14 protein-coding genes and 1 pseudogene are annotated in these 17,543 nt (G+C 65.7%); 7 read left to right on the top strand and 8 right to left on the bottom strand.

The window, feature by feature from the left end:
• Positions 1–26 precede the first annotated feature (26 nt).
• Genes RJ1_RS34370 through RJ1_RS48160 form a run of 3 tightly spaced genes read right to left on the bottom strand, consistent with a single transcriptional unit; the run spans position 27 to position 4,268 of the window.
• Positions 27–1,991 (bottom strand): hydantoinase B/oxoprolinase family protein, encoded by a 1,965-nt coding sequence (locus RJ1_RS34370; RefSeq protein ID WP_073366917.1) that lies wholly within the window; start codon positions 1,989–1,991, stop codon positions 27–29.
• A 4-nt stretch (positions 1,992–1,995) separates the two neighbouring features.
• Positions 1,996–4,035 (bottom strand): hydantoinase/oxoprolinase family protein, encoded by a 2,040-nt coding sequence (locus tag RJ1_RS34365; protein ID WP_073366916.1) that lies wholly within the window; start codon positions 4,033–4,035, stop codon positions 1,996–1,998.
• Positions 4,036–4,049: 14 nt separating this feature from the next.
• Positions 4,050–4,268 (bottom strand): hypothetical protein, encoded by a 219-nt coding sequence (locus RJ1_RS48160; protein WP_073366915.1) that lies wholly within the window; start codon positions 4,266–4,268, stop codon positions 4,050–4,052.
• Between the two features lie 237 nt (positions 4,269–4,505).
• Here RJ1_RS48160 and RJ1_RS34355 point away from each other — a divergent pair, with 237 nt between their 5' ends.
• Positions 4,506–5,489 carry an AraC family transcriptional regulator gene (locus RJ1_RS34355; protein ID WP_073366937.1) on the top strand — a complete coding sequence of 328 codons (984 nt, stop codon included), beginning with the start codon at positions 4,506–4,508 and terminating at the stop codon, positions 5,487–5,489.
• Positions 5,490–5,518: 29 nt separating this feature from the next.
• On the opposite strand, the gene RJ1_RS34350 is transcribed toward RJ1_RS34355, so the two are convergent.
• Positions 5,519–6,211, bottom strand: a complete 693-nt coding sequence (locus RJ1_RS34350; protein ID WP_073366914.1) for a GntR family transcriptional regulator — start codon at positions 6,209–6,211, stop codon at positions 5,519–5,521.
• A 205-nt stretch (positions 6,212–6,416) separates the two neighbouring features.
• Between RJ1_RS34350 and RJ1_RS34345 the strand changes: the two genes are divergently transcribed.
• The gene (locus RJ1_RS34345; RefSeq protein WP_240319878.1) at positions 6,417–7,790 is read left to right on the top strand and encodes an MFS transporter; all 1,374 of its coding nucleotides are present in this window, start codon (positions 6,417–6,419) and stop codon (positions 7,788–7,790) included.
• Between the two features lie 57 nt (positions 7,791–7,847).
• Here RJ1_RS34345 and RJ1_RS34340 read toward each other — a convergent pair whose 3' ends face one another.
• Together RJ1_RS34340 and RJ1_RS34335 are read right to left on the bottom strand one after the other, a co-directional pair.
• Positions 7,848–8,966 carry an NDMA-dependent alcohol dehydrogenase gene (locus tag RJ1_RS34340; RefSeq protein ID WP_073366913.1) on the bottom strand — a complete coding sequence of 373 codons (1,119 nt, stop codon included), beginning with the start codon at positions 8,964–8,966 and terminating at the stop codon, positions 7,848–7,850.
• 58 nt (positions 8,967–9,024) lie between these two features.
• Positions 9,025–10,509 carry an aldehyde dehydrogenase family protein gene (locus tag RJ1_RS34335; protein WP_073366912.1) on the bottom strand — a complete coding sequence of 495 codons (1,485 nt, stop codon included), beginning with the start codon at positions 10,507–10,509 and terminating at the stop codon, positions 9,025–9,027.
• Between the two features lie 161 nt (positions 10,510–10,670).
• On the opposite strand from RJ1_RS34335, the gene RJ1_RS34330 reads away from it, so the two are divergent.
• Positions 10,671–11,465: an N-acyl homoserine lactonase family protein gene (locus RJ1_RS34330; RefSeq protein ID WP_073366911.1), complete on the top strand. Its 795-nt coding sequence runs from the start codon at positions 10,671–10,673 to the stop codon at positions 11,463–11,465.
• 61 nt (positions 11,466–11,526) lie between these two features.
• Entirely contained in the window at positions 11,527–12,420 is an 894-nt protein-coding gene (locus RJ1_RS34325; protein ID WP_073366910.1) for a LysR family transcriptional regulator, read from the top strand.
• Between the two features lies 1 nt (position 12,421).
• Here the strand turns inward: RJ1_RS34325 and RJ1_RS34320 are convergent, their stop codons facing one another.
• Together RJ1_RS34320 and RJ1_RS34315 are read right to left on the bottom strand one after the other, a co-directional pair.
• Positions 12,422–13,144, bottom strand: a complete 723-nt coding sequence (locus RJ1_RS34320) for a GntR family transcriptional regulator (RefSeq protein WP_073366909.1) — start codon at positions 13,142–13,144, stop codon at positions 12,422–12,424.
• Positions 13,145–13,192: 48 nt separating this feature from the next.
• Positions 13,193–14,365 (bottom strand): CaiB/BaiF CoA transferase family protein, encoded by a 1,173-nt coding sequence (locus RJ1_RS34315; protein WP_061045677.1) that lies wholly within the window; start codon positions 14,363–14,365, stop codon positions 13,193–13,195.
• Positions 14,366–14,644: 279 nt separating this feature from the next.
• Here RJ1_RS34315 and RJ1_RS34310 point away from each other — a divergent pair, with 279 nt between their 5' ends.
• The 3 genes and pseudogenes from RJ1_RS34310 to RJ1_RS49035 all read left to right on the top strand — a co-directional run.
• On the top strand, positions 14,645–15,352 hold the full coding sequence (locus RJ1_RS34310; protein ID WP_061045678.1) for a GntR family transcriptional regulator: 708 nt from the start codon (positions 14,645–14,647) through the stop codon (positions 15,350–15,352).
• Between the two features lie 638 nt (positions 15,353–15,990).
• Complete coding sequence (locus RJ1_RS34305) at positions 15,991–16,461, top strand: MaoC family dehydratase (protein WP_073366908.1); 471 nt, start codon at positions 15,991–15,993, stop codon at positions 16,459–16,461.
• Positions 16,462–16,490: 29 nt separating this feature from the next.
• Positions 16,491–17,543: pseudogene (locus RJ1_RS49035) on the top strand (AMP-binding protein); the annotation flags it as partial.

Raw genomic sequence — 17,543 nt, 5'->3', positions numbered from 1 at the left:
AGAGCAACTGCTCGGGCCGCACACACTCAGCTCGGCCGGTTTCGGAGCGCCGCTGTGGCCTGCACGTCGACGCGCAGCCCCTCGGGATCGGACCGCGGGTCGCCGATCACGACGACCCCGTAGTCGCGAGCCGCGCCCGCCACGCTGACGTACTCGTTGCGGACGTCGGCGAGCACACGCTCGGGCTCGCGGGCGAACGGGTCGCCCCAACCGCCGCCGCCGTTGGTCAGGCACCGCAGGATGGACCCCGTCTTCGTCTGCCACACTTGACGACTGGCGAAGTAGTGGTAGACGCCGTCGTCCGGATCCAGGGCCTTCGTCTCGGGGTCGAGCACCCCGGCGACCGGGACGCTGTCGGCGTAGACGTCGGCGGACGTGCCGATCATCCGCGGGCGATCGACCGCGTCGTCCTCCGGCGGGAAGATCCAGATGGCGCCGTTCGGCCCCGGTTCGCCGCCGTTGGCGCCGACTCCGCTCGGGACCTTCGTGCGGAAGGGCGACAGGTAGTGGTTGCCCTCGCTCAGCCAGAGCGTGTCCTTGAGGTTGGCCGCGCCCCCGCGGAACGTGCCGGGACCGCCGGTATCGGTCGCGTGTTCCTTGCGGAGCATCACGACGGGGGAGTCGTGCTCGATGGTTTCGGTGGCGGGGTCGAGATTGTTGAGGAAGAACAGGACGGTGTAGCTGTCACCGTCGCCCTCTTTCGTGGCACCCCAGGGACCGTGCTCACCGCCGCACTGGGTGGCACTGGTCCACGGCGTCCCGTCGGCGCTCACGCCGGAGGCGTTGTGGGTGTTGGTGGAACCGTAGTCGCCGGCCACACCCTTCTCGCCGAGAGCCGGATTGAGCGCATCGAAGACGGCGGACACGACCGCGCCGGACGCCTCCCAGAACATCATGATTCCGCCGTCGGGCGGTAACGACGAGACCAGCGTGCCCGGCGGGGTGGCGAGGTCTATGTTGCGCCAGGTCCCGGACGTGAACGGAACCTCCGGGTCCAGCAACATCGTCAGAGCGACGCCGACGGCCGTCTTGGTATCGAGCACACCGCAATTGATGCAGGTGCGTGCTTGCGGAGAGGTGCCCGACAGGTCCACCTCGATGTCCCGGCCACGTTTGCGCAGGGTCACCTTGACCGTGTAGTCGATGCTGTCGTCGACACCGTCGGCGTCGATCACAGCCGATCCCTCGTAGTCGCCGTCCGGCACGAGTGCGATCGCGTCGCGCATACGTTCCGCCGAGGTGTCGCAGGCGTACGTCAGTGTTCCCAGATAGGCGTCGAGACCGTAGCGTGCGATGTTCTCGAGCACGAGCTGCTCACCGAGTTTGAGTTGCTGGTAGATGCTCTTGAAGTCGGGCAGCAGCATCCCACCCCACCGCGTGTTGTCGAAGACCAAACTGAACGTCGAGCGCACCGGTTCGTCCTTGGACCACAACAGCATCGGCGGGATGACGAGACCGTTCTCGTATACGTTCGCCTTCGTGGCGGAGAATCCGCCCGGTACGGTGCCGCCCATGTCGAGTTGGTGCGCGCGCATGTTCACGAATGAGACGATCTTGCCGTCGACGAAGACCGGGCGGATGAAACATACGTCGTTGACGTGGGTTCCACCGCGGTAGGGGTCGTTGCAGATGAGCACGTCTCCCGGGGACAGGTTTTCGAGTCCGAACTCCTCGACCGTGTTGCGTACGGCGTCGCCCAGTGTGCCGAGGAAGACCACGAGGCTGTTGCTGACCACGGCCATCGGATAGTTGTGATCGGGTGGACCGCTGATGGTGCACGCGAAGTCGTACCAGTCGCGGATGATCGGGGAGAAGGCTTCACGCATGAATCCGGTGGACATGTGTTCCACCGCGTACCGCAGCCGATTGAGAATCACCGCCGCCGTGAAGCGGTCACAGCCGTAGGCATCGGTGAACTGGGAGTCCGAGATGTCACGCAGCCGAGCCTGTTCGGCCACCGCGTTCGCCGGGGACGTTTCGAGAGTGGTCATGGGTTCACTTCCTCCGGATGATCAGTTCGCCGTAGCGGCCGACGGTCGCCCGCTGGGTGGCACCGATGTGCGTCGTCGACAGGCCTTCGTCGACGATGGCCGGGCCTTCGACTACGTCTCCGGCGCACAGTGTGTCGCGGTCGTACACGTCGGCGGTCTGTGCTCCCTCACCGTCGGCGTCGATGTCGCCGAGGTAGCGCAGAACCGTCGTCCGGACCGGTTTCAGCGGCACGTCGCCGCGCTGCGGGGCCTCCGGGTAGGCGACCTTCGGGGTATCGAGGACTGCCCGGACCCGGAACGTCACGCCCTCGACGGGCATCGATTCGAATCGGTTGCCCGAACGGTTCTCGTAGGTGTCGTGGAACGACTGGACCATGGTGGTGATCGCGTCGGCGTCGATGACGCCGTCCGGAACCGGGACGAACGGTGTCTCCCAGCTCTGGCCGGCGAGGTGGGCGTCCATGCTGCGGTGGAACGTCACACCTGTTCCCTCGTCGAGCCCTTCGCGCAGTTGCGCTTCCATCTCGCCGAACAACGTGTCGATCGCCGGGGCGGCCTCGGGAGTGAGCAGCATGTAGGCGCTGCGGTTGGCTGTGAACACCTGGTCCGCGGACAGCAGGCCCAACGCCGAGAACAGGCCCGGATTCGGTGGCACGATCACCTGCTTGCAGTGCACCGTGTCGAGCACCGCGGGCAACAGCATCGGGCCGGCCGCGCCGAAAGCGACGAGGCTGTAGTCGCGGGGGTCCACACCGTTCTTGATCGCGACGTTGAATACGCCCTCCGCCATGTTGTTGACGGCCATTTCGTAGGCGTAGCGGACCTTCTGCGCCAGCGTGAAATCCGAATCGAGGTTCTCGAAGGCCTGCAGGGACAGCGCCGGATCGAGGTTCACCGCGCCGCCGGCGAACCGGGCGGGGTCGATGATCCCGATCATCAGGCAGGTGTCGGTGGTGGTCGGCTGGGTTCCGCCGCGTCCGTAGCAGGCGGGCCCGGGGGAGGATCCTGCGCTGTCCGGGCCGACCTGGATTTCGCCCGCAGGCCCGATCGCGACGATGCTGCCGCCGCCGGCGCCGATGCTGGAGATGTCGTTCGCCAGTGCGTTCACGACGAGGTCGTGCTCGAGTTCGAAGCTGGTGTTGACGAACGGTTCACCCGCCGTGACCACACTGATGTCGATCGACGTGCCGCCGACGTCCGCGCAGAGCAGGTTCTTCTCGCCGATCAGCCCGCCGAAGTGGGCACACCCGACGGTGCCGGCAGCAGGACCGGAGAAGACGATGCGGTAGGGCAGTTCCATCGCGCGACTGGACGGAACGAGGGTGGCCGCGCAGTCGGCGAAGTTGAGTTCCCCACTGAAGCCGAGGTCCGCAAGTCCCTTCTCCAGCTTGGCCGTGTAGTCGGTGTAGATGATCTTCATCAGCGTGTCGATCACCGTGGTCGACGCCCGCGCGTACTCCTTGGCGAGCGGGGAGACCTCGCTGGAGATCGAGCACGGAACGTCGCCGAGAACCTCGCGGACCAGTTCGCGGAGACGCTCCTCGTGCGCCGGGTTCACGTAGGCGTTGATCAGGCAGATGGCGACACCGGTGACGCCGCAGCTCCGGAGTACTTCCAGTTCGGTGCGGGCCTGGGCTTCGTCCAGTTCGAAGAGCACGCCGCCGTCGGCGGTGATCCGCTCGTGGATGCCGCGCCGCAGGTACCGCTGAACCAGCGGTCGCGCGGCGTCACCGAAGCTTCGCCGCCAGCGCGAGTCCAGGATGGCGTGCGCCGGGCGCCACACCCGTCCCATGTCGAGGATGTCGCGGTGCCCTTCGGTCGTGAGAAATCCGATCTTGGGCAGCCGCCGAGTGATCACCGCGTTCAGGCCGTGAGTGCTCGCGTGGTTGAAGACGCTGGCGTCCTCGACGCCGAGCGCCGCGGCGCCCTCGAGGACCGGCCCGAACACCTCGGCGTAATCGGTGGTGACCTTCGCGGTCTTGATTTGTCCGTCGCGTAATGCGACAACGTCGGTGAATGTGCCGCCGACATCGACTGCAATCATCGTGGAATCCTTCGTTAGAGCAGGTCGGTGAGAAGTTGGATCGGCCCGAGTCGGGACCACGGTGACCGATCCAGGGACAGCAGGCAGTTCTGGCATTTGAGGACCTGGAACCAGCCGCCCTCGGACACCACGGGGTAGCGGCGAAGTTCCTCGGCGCCGCATCGTGGGCAGTTGCCGTCTACGGGGGTTCGCTCGAGAACCAATGTCGTTGGGGTGTCGTGATCTTCGGTCATGGTGGGCACAGCTCCATGTGTTCGGGGGCGGCCACAACGCGGATGCGCTGGTTGCCACGACGGTAGGTTCGATGGGATCTGCGTCACAATCCCCTGGACGAAGGCCGGCATCCACTTTCCGTACGGCGAAAGCCGGCGTAAGGGCCCTACCTGCATAAATTCGCCAATATGATGTATTATTCGTAATTGGGCCGTTCGAGACCGCCGTGCCACGACGGTCGGAGGAGGTAGATGCGCGTGGATCGCCGACACGCCGGCGCCGACCGGCAGCTGAGCTTCCGCACGGCGGATCTCGATACCGCACACGCGCAGGTCGCGGAGACGTTTGCGGGCCACGACGTCCACGTTCCGAACAGCCGAGAACTGGATTTCCGACTCGATCTCGCACCTGCGCCGCGGTTGACGATCGGCCGGATGTCGTACGGAGCCGCGGCGACCCTGACCGGGCCGCCGATGCGGCTCTGCTACCACGTCAATTTGCCGGTGACCGGTGAGAGCACGGTGGAACAGAGCGGCGTTCGGCGGAGCTTCGTCGCCGGCGAGGCCGGTGTCGCGTTCGGTCCGCAGGCCCCCGTGCTGGTGCAGTGGAGCGCGGATTCCTGGCAGTACCACATCAAGTTGCCGAAGGATCCGCTCGAAGCACATGCGGCGAAGCTGGCCGGACGCCCGATCGGGGAGGGGATCCGGTTCGACCTGACGTTCGACCTGACGTCCAGCGCGGGACAGGCGCTCGTCGCGACTGCCGGTTTTCTGTATGCCGAGCTCACCAGGCCGGACGGCATCTCCACGATTCCGGCGGCCTGTCACGAGCTCGAGTCGGCCCTGATGACTCAACTGCTCATGACGGTGCCGAGTCAGCTCACCCCGGAGTTGCACGGAAAGCCCGCCCACACCCGGCGATCCAAGATTCGCGAGATCGTGGACTACGTCGACCGGCATCCGGAGGACGAGATCACCACCACCGATCTCGCGACGATGGCCGGAGTCAGCGAGCGCGCGCTGCAGGCGGGTTTCCGGGAGGTGGTGGGAATGTCACCGACCGGGTACCTGCGCGGCGTCCGGCTCGACCGGGTGCATCGCGAACTCATCTGCGGCGTACCGGGATCTGTCACCGACGTCGCGGCGCGGTGGGGCTTCTTCCATCCCGGTCGCTTCGCCCAGCAGTATCGAGCGCGGTTCGGATTCCTACCCTCGGAAACGGTGCAGCGCGCCCGACGCTGAGAAAGGGGACGGGGGCGGTAGGCCGCGGATCAGCCCGCGTTCGCCTCGTCGTCGGTATCCCACAGCCCGCGCTGCTCGAGTTCTTCGATCAGGTGATCTGCGCCGTCCAAGATGTGCGCTTCCATGATCGACCTGGCCTTCTTGCCTGCGTGCTTCCGCAGCGCCTCGAGCAGGAGTGGGTGCTCCTCCTGGGTCGTACTGACATGGCCCTCGATGGTCGCGTAGAAGCGGTTCGGAAGGTTCGTGACGACGGAGCCTAGGAGGCGGGCAAGTCGCGGAGAGTCCGCGGTCAGGTTGATCTTGCGGTGGAACGCGTGGCCGAGGGACGAAATGCGTTCGGTGTCCCCCTGCGCGATGGCCTCCTGGTGTTGCTGAAGGATTCCCTCGAGTTCGGCGATCTGCTGGGGCGTGATGTTCTTCGCCGCTCGTGCGGCCAGTTCGGCGGCCAGTTGTGCCTGAGCCCAGAAGAGGTCACGCACGTCCTGCTTCGTAAACGGGGCCACGACGAAGCCGCGGCGGGGAACCATCTCCACAAAGCCTTCGCTCCGGAGCGCCAGGAGCCCCTCGCGGACGGGCGTCGTGCTGACGCCCACGGCTTCGGCGATCCGCTCGATGCGGAGGAAATCGCCCGCGCGGACCTCGCCGGAAATGATCATCTCGCGTACGTACGAGGCAACTTCCTCTGGAAGTTGCTGTCGCCTTGATCTGTCATTCAGGGCCATCGTCGGTCGCACCTTCCCGGATTCAGAGACTCGACATAATGTACCATTCGCCCCCCGCCCGGCGACCGCGGCGCCCGGCAGAGCCGATCTGCCGGTCGCTGTCGTGCGGCGTCGCCCCCTTCCTGTGAGTCGATGCTCGAGCCACCGCCGTGGACCGGTGTATCGAATAGACATAATCCACAACGCATCATATATTGCTCTCACTGTGATCCAGATCGCATGCGCCGAGGGGGTCGGCGGTTCCTACCGGACCTGCGCGGGACACGTCGACGAGTCGAGTGAGAGGGACCTGATGAGCGGTATGAAGGATCGGACGGCGCAGGCGGGATTGCGCCCGTATCAAATTGCGACCGTGTTCTTCTGCATGTTCCTGAACATGCTGGACGGCTATGACGTCCTCGTCATGGGTTTCGCGATGCCGCACCTACCCGAAGGCTTCGCCACCAACCCGCAGAAGGGCTATCTGATCAGTGCCGCGCTCGCGGGAATGGCTGTGGGTGCGATCGGCCTCGCCCGATTCGCGGATGTCTTCGGCAGACGGCGAGTTCTGTTGGCCGGTCTCGCGGTCAATACTGTCGGATTGGCCGCATCGGCGCTGTCGAGCGGCTTCGAGACGCTCCTCGTCACCCGTTTCGTCACAGGTATCGCGATCGGAACCATCAGTGTCGTCATCGTCGTCCTGGGCCAAGAGGTAGCGCCGCCCCATCGGCGAAGCGTGGCGCTCGGGCTGGTGATGATCGGGTACCCGCTCGGCACGATGCTCGCCGGCTTTGCCGGCGCGGGACTCGTCTCGGTGGCGGGTGGGGCATGGCAGGGCATGTTCTGGATCGGTGCCGTGCTCGGGACCCTGTCGTTCGTCGTGACCGCCGCCTTCCTCCGCGAATCCGAGGACTTTCTCGCGCGGAAGGGCGCGAAGGAGAAGTCGGACCGTTCGGCGGCCGAGCCGCAGGTCCAGGTTCGACTGCTCAGCAGGAAGCTGCGTACCCGCACGGTGTTCCTCGTGTTCGGATATTCGATGCTCACTGCCGCGTACTACTTCGTCGGCACGTGGACTCCGCAGCTCATCAAGGACGCCAGTGGCGACGCGGGCAGCGGCGCGTTCGCCGGGATCATGATCGGTTTCGGTGCGGTGGTCGGAGGAAGCCTCTTCGGCGCGTTCGGGCTGCGGTTCCCGGGGGCGCGGATCGCCGTGGTGACATCTCTCGTCTCCGCAGCGGCGATCGCCGCTTTCGCGGTCACCCTCCAGGGCCCGTTCGCGTTGGCCATGGCCGGGCTGCTCGGTGGTGGCACCTTCGCGGCCATGTCCGGATACACCTCGACCTCGACGGCGGTCTATCCCGTGCTCGCGCGAGCCAAGGGGTATGGGGCGATGATGGGAATCGCCCGCGGTGGCGCCATCCTGTCGCCGATTGTCGCGGGATACGCGCTCAGCATGTTGACGCCGCGCGCTATGTACCTCGCGGTTATCGTGCCTCTCGTGTTCGCGGCTCTCGCGGCGATTGCCCTCACCCGCATCACTCGTACCGTCGAGATCGAGGTGTCGAGCACCGAACCCCGCTCACGCGTCGCTCCCGAGTAGCCGAAGGACCGCCCGGGATCTTCCCGGGCGGTCCTTCGCTCTCGAGCGGTCGTCTGCTCAGTCGAACAGGATGACGCCTCGGATGTTCTTACCGTCCTTCAGATCTCGGTATCCCTGGTTGATGTCGTCGAGGCGGTAGGTGCGGGTGATCATGTCGTCGAGGTTGAGCTGGCCGGCCTTGTACATGTTCAGCAACCGGTTGACGTCCCAGGTGCCGTTGGTCGAGCCGAAGACGCATCCCTGCAGCCGCTTCTGGGACAGCGTCAGGTCGGCGATCGGGATAGGGAGTCCGACCCGGGAGTGTTCACCGACGGCGGTGACGACGACGGTGCCCGCCTTGCGGACCGCGGCGAGTGCCTGGGCGACGTGTTCGGGTTCGAGCACGCCGACGGTGATCACCAGGGCGTCCGCGCCCTGCCCGTCGGTGGACTGCTTGGCGAGTTCGGTCGCCTCCTCGATGGTCGCGACAGCGTGGGTCGCGCCGAACGTCTTCGCGCTGTCTCGCTTGAATGCGACGGGATCGACGGCGATCACATGCGACGCGCCGGCGTGCCGGGCGCCCTGCAGGGCGGCGGAGCCGAGTCCGCCGATACCCATCACGATGACGGTCTGTCCGGGTGCGACGTTGCCGAGATTCACCGCCGATCCCCAGCCGGTGCTCACCCCGCATCCGACGAGGCACGCCTTGTCGAGGGGAATGTCCTTGTCGATCTTGACCACCGAGTTGATCGAGACCGTCGTGGTCTCGAGGAAGGTCGAGATCCCGCACATCTGACCGACCGGCGTCCCGTCCGTGGTGCGCACCCGGAACGTGCCGTCCGTCCAGCGCGGGCCGGCGAGGATGCCGGCGGCGAGATTACACAAGCTCTGCAGGTTGCTCGAACACCAGCGGCAATGGCCGCACGACGGGATCGCGGAGAAGACGACGTGGTCGCCGACCTCGATCCCCTTGTAGTTGGGGGACGCCTTCGTGACGATGCCCGCGCCCTCGTGGCCGAGGGCAAACGGGTACATGCCGACCGGAATGTCCCCGGTGACGTGGTGGTCGTCGGAGTGGCACATGCCGCTCGCGACGAGCTTGACCTGCACCTCGTCCTCGCGGGGATCCTCCACCTCGAGGTCGATGACCTCGAGTTCGCCGGGGATCTGCCGGATGACTGCACCGCGGGTTCTCATGTTTCTCCTCATGTGTTCGGGGACATCGGGTTTCCCTGTGTCAGTGGGGTGTACTTGGTCAGTCTGAGATCCGGGTGACCACGGATTTCGTCTCGAGGTAGTCGTCGAGGGCTTCGGCTCCGTTCTCGCGGCCCCAGCCGGACTGCTTGTAGCCGCCGACCGGCATCTGCACGCCGCCGGCCCGGTGGACGTTGATGCCGATGCGGCCCGCCCGCAGCAGATGAGCGGTCGAGTGGGCGCGGCCGACGTCCCGCGTCCAGACGCTGCCGGCGAGGCCGTACTCGGTGTCGTTGGCGGCCGCGACCGCGTCGTCGATGTCGGTGAACGTCATGACGCCGAGCACCGGGCCGAAGATCTCTTCGCGGATCATCGCCATCGACGGGTCGGCGTCGACCACCACGGTCGGCTCGTAGAAGTAGCCCCGGTCGCCGATTCGCTTGCCGCCGGCCACGACCCGGGCCCCCGCCGCGATACCGCTCTCGACGAATCCGTTCACCCGGTCGAGGTGGCGCTGCGAGATGAGGGGACCCAGATCGGCGTCCGGGTCGGTTCCGTAGCCCACCTTCAGGTTTCGGCTGAACTCGGCGACCCCGTGGGCCACCTCGTCGGCGATGTCGCGGTGGACGAACAGTCGCGAACCGGACGTGCAGATCTGGCCGGAGTTCCAGAAGATCCCGATGCCGACGCCGGGGATCACAAGGTCCAGGTCCGCGTCCGGCAGCACAATCATCGCCGACTTGCCGCCGAGTTCGAGCGAGACCTTCTTCAGGTTGCCCGCGGCGGCCTGCACGATCTGCCTGCCGACCTGGGTCGACCCGGTGAAGCTCACCTTGTCGACGCCGGGATGCGCGGCGAGCGGAGCACCCACCCGGGGCCCGAAACCGGTGACGACATTGACGACGCCGGGCGGCAGGCCCGCGTCGAGAACAAGTCGGCCCACGGCGAGCGCGGTGAGCGACGCCTCCTCGGAAGGTTTGAGCACGCACGAGCATCCGGCGGCGAGTGCGGGCGCCAGTTTCTGCGCGATCGCGACGATCGGTGCGTTCCACGGCACGATCAGTGCGGCCACCCCGACCGCTTCCTTGCGGGTGTATCCCTGGAAACGCAGGTCGGCGGGACCGATCTCGACGCTCTTACCCTCGATCTTGTCGGCCCAGCCGGCGAAATACCGGAACTGATTGACCGCCTCGCCGACCATCAGGCGGGCCTGCGAGACCGGCATGCCCGCGTCCATGCTCTCCAGTGCGGCGAGTTCGTCGACCCTGCTCTCGAGCGTCTCGGCGATGCGCCACAGGATCACCGACCGTTGCTGGCCCGACAACCGCAGCCACCGCCCCTCGTCGAAGGAGCGGCGGGCGGCGGACACCGCGGCGTCGACGTCGGCCTCGGAGCCTTCGGCCACCCGGGCCACCTGCTCTCCGGTACCGGGATCGATCGCGGGGAACGACGCGCCCTCGACCGCGGGCACCCAGGAACCGTCGATCAGCAGGCGTTCCGGCTCGATGAGTTCTTTCAGTGCCTGAACACCGCTAGTCGGCGTCATCTGCTACCTCCGTGTGGTTGTGTGACCGATCGCGCCACAGCCTGCGAGTGCATAGTACAGAATATATAAAACGCTTGTGATGTTCGGCGCTTTGTATATCATGCGTGACGCGGCTCACTCGGTGTCGCGACTCTTCCCTTTCGGGCCCGAGGAGGCACGACATGACCAGTTCCGGTACCATCAAGCACTTGTGGGCGCTCGACGCACCCATGCTGAAGGTCGACAAGAGCATCATGATCTTGGGCGCAGGCGGCGAGCTGGTGGCCCTGCCCGCGCCCTCGTTCCTCATCGAGCACGCGGAGCACGGACTGCTCATCTTCGACACCGGCCTCGCCGGGGCAGGTGATCCCGCCTCCACGTACGGCCCGCTCGCGGAGATGTTCAACATCGAATTCCCCGCCGAGCGTGCACTCGACCGCCAGCTGGAGTCGCTCGGATTCAGCACGGCCGACGTGAAACGGGTGGTGATCTCGCATCTGCATTTCGATCACACCGGTGGCCTGGAGCATTTCGCCGGGGCGCAGGGGTATATCGGCTCGGGCGAGCTTCGGTACGCGCGCACACCCGACAACCACGTGACGGCCTTCTTCCGTCAGGAGGATCTCGACGCGGCCGATCGGATCGACTGGATGGAGGTGCCTGCCGGATACGACCACGACGTCTTCGGGGACGGCAGTGTCGTCGTGCTGTCGATGCCCGGGCACACGCCGGGTTCACTCGGGTTACAGCTCCGCCTGCCGGACGGGAGCACGCTGGTCCTGTCCGGCGACGTCGCGCACATCCAGGACAACATCAGCTGTTGCGTCGGCATGCCCGCCGACGCCGACACCGCCGACGCGATCGAATCACTGAAGAAGTTGAAGTTGCTGCGCAGCCAACCGAATACGACAGTGTGCGTCAATCACGACATCGACGACTGGAACCGGCTCCGCGTGAACGGGCGGCAGGTCGTCTAGGTCGCGACACTCGACGACCGGCCGTGGCCTCGGCGAACTGCGTGGCCGCTAGACTCCAGTAGTGGACATCCGGGACGCCGAGTACCTCGTCGCCGTGGCCGATCATGGCAGCGTCACGAAGGCGGCGCGGGCGCTGTTCATCGCGCAGCCGTCGCTGTCGCAGGCGATCCGCACTCTCGAGCGTGATCTCGGCGTCGAACTGTTCGAACGCACGGGGCGGGAGTTGCGCATCACCGCGGCGGGAGTCTCGTTCGCGGAGGCGGCGCGCCGGGTTCTCGCGGATGTCGAGCGGGCCCGAGCCGTCGTCGACGACGTCACCGAGCTACGGTCCGGCACCCTCGCCATCTCGGTTCTCAATTCACTGGCCGCGGAGCCACTTCCGCTCCTCGCCGGTGAGTTTCATCGCCGCTTCCCGCAGGTGGTGCTGTCCGCGGTGTCAGCGGACGTTCCCGACGGCGTGGGCAGGGCGGTCCGGTCCGGGGAGTGCGATATCGGGCTCACCGCACTGCCCGTCGACGAGCAGGGGCTCGAGTCGCGGGTGTTGGGGGAACAGGAGATCGTGCTCGCACTGCACGCCGACCTCGCGATCGAACTGCCCGACCCGGTGCCCGTCGACCTGCTCGGCGACATCCCGATGATCGTCGAGATCGGTTTGCGTCCACTGCTGTCGGTGAACAACATCGCGGTCGAATGCGCGCACCGCCAGGCGGTCTGGGCGCTGGTGGTGCAGGGCGCCGGGGCAACCCTGCTCCCGCGCGGAGTCGCCGAGCGGGAACTGCCCGGCGTGGTGGTCCGTTCGCTCGTGCCTCCGGTGGTCCGCGAGATCGGGATAGTTCGGCGGCCGGATCCGCTCCCTCCCGCGGCTGCGGCGTTCGTCGCCGTGCTCGACGACCTTCAGGTCGTGAGTGTGTCGAGGAATGCTCGCCCCGCCTGCGACAATCGTGCGTCGTCGTAGGTCACGCCGTCGGAGGTGCGTCGCCTCCATGATCAGACCCTTCAGCTTCGGCACGGGCCCAGAAGCCACGTCGTTCGAGTTCAGCAATCAGGTGGTCGGCTCCGTCCAGGATGTGTGTCTCCATGAGGGTCTTGGCCTTCTCGGGGGCACGTTTTCTCAAGGCGTCAAGCAGGAGATGGTGGTCCTTGTGTGTTGTCCAAATTCGGCCTTCGACGGCGGCATACAGCCGGTTCGGTAGGTTCGTGACCACCGAATCCAACAGTCGCGCAAGCCGCGGTGAGTTCGCGGAGATTCTGATTTTGTGGTGAAAGGCATGGCCCAAGGAGGCGATTTCGTCGTCATCGCCCCGGGCTACCGCGTCCAGGATCTGTTCGAGAATGGTCTCGAGCTCGTCGATTTGGTGACTGGTGATGCTCCTGGCGGCTCGTGAGGCAAGTTCCCCAGCCAGTTGGGCTTGTGCCCAAAATAGGTCGCGTACGTCTTGCTTCGTGAACGGTGCCACCACGAAGCCACGTCGAGGGACCGACTCGACGAATCCCTCGTTTCGCAGAGTCAGTAGTCCTTCGCGCACGGGCGTCGCACTGACTCCGAAGGCTAGGGCGAGCGGCTCGATGCGGAGGAAGTCGCCGGCTCGCACCTGCCCGGACATGATCATTGTGCGAATGTGTGAGGCAACTTCGTCGGGGAGTTGCCGTCTCGTGGTCCTGGCGTTCTGCGGCTTCATCGGGTGCGCCTTCCAGAGTCCTGGGCCATTGGGGCATCGGGGCGGGGCCTACGGTGCATACAGCACGCCGTCGCGGAGCAGCCCGTCGATCGTCGACTCGTCGTACACCTCGGCGGCGACGGTGCGGGTGTGTTCGCCCACGCGTGGCGTGGAGCCCGTGCGGCGCGGGCGTGCCCCATCGAATCGCCAGGGTGAGCGGAGCAACGCCGGACCTTCGTCCTGCGGCTCGAGGAGTTCGAGGAACGCGGTCTGCGGGTGCGCAGCGAACTCGGACATCCCGAGTACGGGCGCAAACGGGACATCCGCATCGGTCAGGATCTTCTCCCACTGCTCCGCGGTTCGGGTGCGGAACGCGGCCTGCACTACTGCGGCGAGTTCCGAATAGTGCACAACCCGAGCCGGGTAGTTCGAGAAACGTGGATCGTCGAGTAGGTCGGGTCGTTCCATGGCCTCCGCGAGTGAGCGCCAGAATTTCTGTGATGACGACAGGTGGATGGCGATCACGCCATCGGACGCGGTATGGAGGCAGAAATTCTGGGCCTGGGGATGGCGCGACTGCCGGTGCGGATCGGTACCCTCGTCGTCGTACATCTGAGTCAGCGCGTCGACGGTGAGCGCACTGACCGCCTCGAGCATCGAGGTCTCGATTCGTGCTGCAGACCCTGTCTCCGCCCTGGCGACGAGTGCGGCGAGGATACCCGTTGCACCGACGAATCCGGTGATCAGATCGGCGATGCAGGTACCGGACAGTTGCGGTTCGCCGGCGTCTCCCATCACGGCGTACATCCCCCCCAGTGCCTGTCCGATCGTGTCGTATGCAGCGCGGTCGACCATGGGGCCGCCGTTGCCGAATCCGGTGACGGATGTGTAGACGAGATCTTGGTTGGCGGCCCGGCAGTCATCAGGACCCAGCCCGAGTGCCGCGAGTTTGCCGGGGCGGATGTTCTCGATCAGAACGTCGAATTTCGGCAGGAGGGCCCGGACGAGGTCCACGCCCTCGGGCCGCTTGATGTCGACCGCGAGGCTCTTCTTCCCGGCGTTGTACTGGACGAAGTAGGGGCTGCGATGGTCGAGGTTGCGCCTGAAGTCGTCTCCTGTGTGTGGCTTCTCGACCTTCACGACCTCGGCGCCCAGTGCGCACAGGATCGAGGTGCTGTACGGGGCTGCTATGTAACCTCCGATCTCTAGTATTCGTATGTGCTGCAAAGGTTTCTGGATCATCGATATCCTCTGGCTCTCAGAAGGCTGCGCAAGTTCGACGGCGACTGCACTGGCGCGGAGGGGTGCCACCGTTCGCTAGAATCATATATTACGCATCATGGTGTCGATTTGCCAGCGTTGCCAGCGTTGCCAGCGTTGCCGGCAGCGGCCGCGGTGCGTGCGCAGGTAGGTGCGAGGTGGGGGAGACGCGAGGTGCGGGGTGCCAGTCAGACATCGAATATGATGCGGGAAGTAGCGTATTCTCGAACGGACTATGAAGACCCGGACAGGGGGCTCACGATGACGGTGGACGCACGCGCGTTCGGCGGGCGCAACGCCAATCGGCAGCAGGGGTTGCCCGAGCAGGTGGCCAGCTACGTACGTGAGCGCATCTTCTCCGGAGAGGTCAAGCCCGGCGAATTCCTCCGTATGGAACCGATCTGTGAGGCCGTCGGAGTCAGCAACACCCCGGTGCGAGAGGGAATGCAGTTGCTGCGAAGCGAGGGCTTCGTACAGATGGTTCCGCGACGCGGATTCGTGGTCGCATCGTTCACACGGCGAGACATCCGCGACCTGTTCTGGGTGCAGGCGCACTTGGCCGGCGAGCTCGCCGCACGGGCGGCCGCGAACATCAGCCCTGAGCAGCTGGCACGGCTCGACGAGATCATGGTCGAAAACAAGGAAGCCGTCGCGGCCGGCGACAACCGACGCATCACCGATCTCGGACATGAGTTCCATCGTCAGATCAACCTGGCCGCCGATTCGCAGCGGCTGGCCCTCTTGCTGGGGTCGGTGGTCAAGCACCTGCCGAACCGCTTCTACGCCACGATCGAGCAGCAGGTGGACGCGACCGTGAACGACCATCCCCACCTTGTGGAGGCGCTGCGGAGCGGAAATACCCGCGCCGCCCGGTCGACAATGAAGAAACACATCGCTACGAGCGCGGACTACCTGATCGCGAAGCTCGAAGAGCAGGGAATGTGGAGCGACGGGACACCCGCGAAGTAGCAAGAGCGGAGACTCGCACGCGAGGAACACGGGCGGCGCGGTCTCTCCTGCAGTCAACCTCATAGGGGTTGCGCCGCGCCCGTCGGGTCCGATGACGTAGTTCCGGGACGCGGTTGCGTCCCCGTGCCAAGGGGCACATTGCCGTGGCTCGAGTCGCTGGCGGTGTGTCGGTAAACAGCCACCGGGACCGGCGGCGACATCGCCGTCCGTCATTCACGGCCCAGCGGTGGCGGTCGGCGGACTGAGCACGATTGCCTTGCGCAGGCGAGTCGTGGTCACACGTCAGATCGGCCGGACCGAGCCGCGACGAAATGGGTTGCTCTCCGATGGGTGGTCCGATCGAGGTGGAGCGCTCGTAGGCTTTCCGAGCCTCGCGCATTCACGAAGCGTCGGCTACACGGATCCATTGGGTAGGTTCACTGCGGCTTGCCCCGACCCGTGTGCGGAGCACGTCGCGGCAAACACCCTCTGTGAGTAGGTGTGTCTCTCCAAGTTGTCGGGGTCGGCGGGCGCTCTGACGGTTGGGTGGCGACCTCTGGAAGTAAGCACTGGGGTATTGCTACGCACAATATATTGTGTAACATGCGTAGAAAGTGAACACCTCGAGGCGGGATGCCGCCGAATCGAAAGGACTTCCCATGTCCGGTCTGTACTTTGAAGAATTCGAGCCGGGTGCCGTGATCGACCACCCGACCCGTCGTACCGTGACGGAGACGGACAACGTTCTGTTCAGCACGATGACGTTGAACCTGGCGCCGTTGCATTTGGATGCGGAGTACAGCAAGGGTTCGATCTACGGGCAGCGTCTGGTCAACAGCTTGTTCATCCTGGGTCTGGTTTCGGGTATTTCGGTGCCCGAGACCACGCAGGGCACCACCTTGGGCAACCTCGGCTACGAGGACGTCAAGTTCCCCAAGCCGGTGTTCCATGGTGACACCATCCGGGTGCGCACCGAGATCCTCGAGAAGCGGGAGTCGAAGAGCCGTAACGACTCCGGCATCGTTCAGTTCCGTCATTACGGCATCAACCAGCGTGACGAGGTGGTGTGCGAGTGCCGCCGGTCCGGTCTGATGCTCAAGCGCACGGCGGCGGAATCGGTCAGCGCGTAACCGGTCGCACGCGTCGAGGAGGAACGGGTATGACGAAGAGTCAGCAGGACGAGACCGCGCAGCGGTTCGCGTGGATGCCGAGTGAGACGGTTGTCGAGCGCAGCCGGTTGCTGTCGGCAATGCGGCGCTGGGGACACAGGACCATCGACGAGCTGAACCGGTCGGCGGCTGCAGACCCGGAACGGTTCTGGCGAAATGTCGTCGAGGATCTGCAGATCACGTTCGACGCACCGTTCGATCGGGTCCGTGACGAGTCCGGCGGCAGGCCGTTCCCGCGGTGGTTTCCCGGCGGGCACGTCAATGTCGCGAACCTGTGCGCGCACCGGCACGCTGTCGGCCAACTCGTGGACAAGACGGCGGTGGTCTACGAGGGGGACAGCGGTCAACGGCGCGCGTTGACCTACGCCGAACTGGATCGTCAGGTGCGGCGGTTCGCGGCGAACCTGACCCAGCTCGGCGTGGCGCGCGGGGATCGGGTGGTGCTGTTCGTCCCCGCGGTCCCGGAGGCGGTGGTGGCGTTTCTGGCGATCGCGATGATCGGAGCGATCTCGGTGCCCACTTTACCGGATACGCGCCGGATGCGCTGGCCACCCGGCTGCAGGATTCCGAGGCGGTCATGCTGATCACGGCGGACGGCACGACGCGGCGCGGCAAGCCGGTGCCGATGAAGGAGACCGCGGATCAGGCGCTCGAATCGGCGCCGTCGGTCCGCACCGTCGTCGTTCTCCGTCACCTCGGTACCGATGTGGCGATGCGCGCGGGCCGCGATGTCTACTTCGACGCCCTGGACCCGAACCCGGCACCGGTGCAGACCGCGCCGACCGAGGCGAATGACCCGCTGACCATCGTGTACACGTCCGGGACGACGGGCCGACCGAAGGGCATTGTGCACTCGCACGGCGGTTTCGGGGTGAAGGCGGCGGTGGACTTCGCGTACGGTTTCGATGTCCATGCCGACGATGTGGTTTCCTGGATCACCGATCTCGGGTGGCTGGTGGGACCGCTGTTGATGACCGGGCCGTTGCAGCTCGGCGCCACGATCGTGATGGTCGAGGGTCTGCCCACGTACCCGTCCGCGGATC

This window comes from Rhodococcus jostii NBRC 16295 (assembly GCF_001894825.1).
GTDB classification, from domain to species: domain Bacteria; phylum Actinomycetota; class Actinomycetes; order Mycobacteriales; family Mycobacteriaceae; genus Rhodococcus_F; species Rhodococcus_F jostii.
The sequence above is the reverse complement of the archived record's forward strand: the minus strand, read 5'-3'. Positions and strand labels throughout refer to the sequence as shown.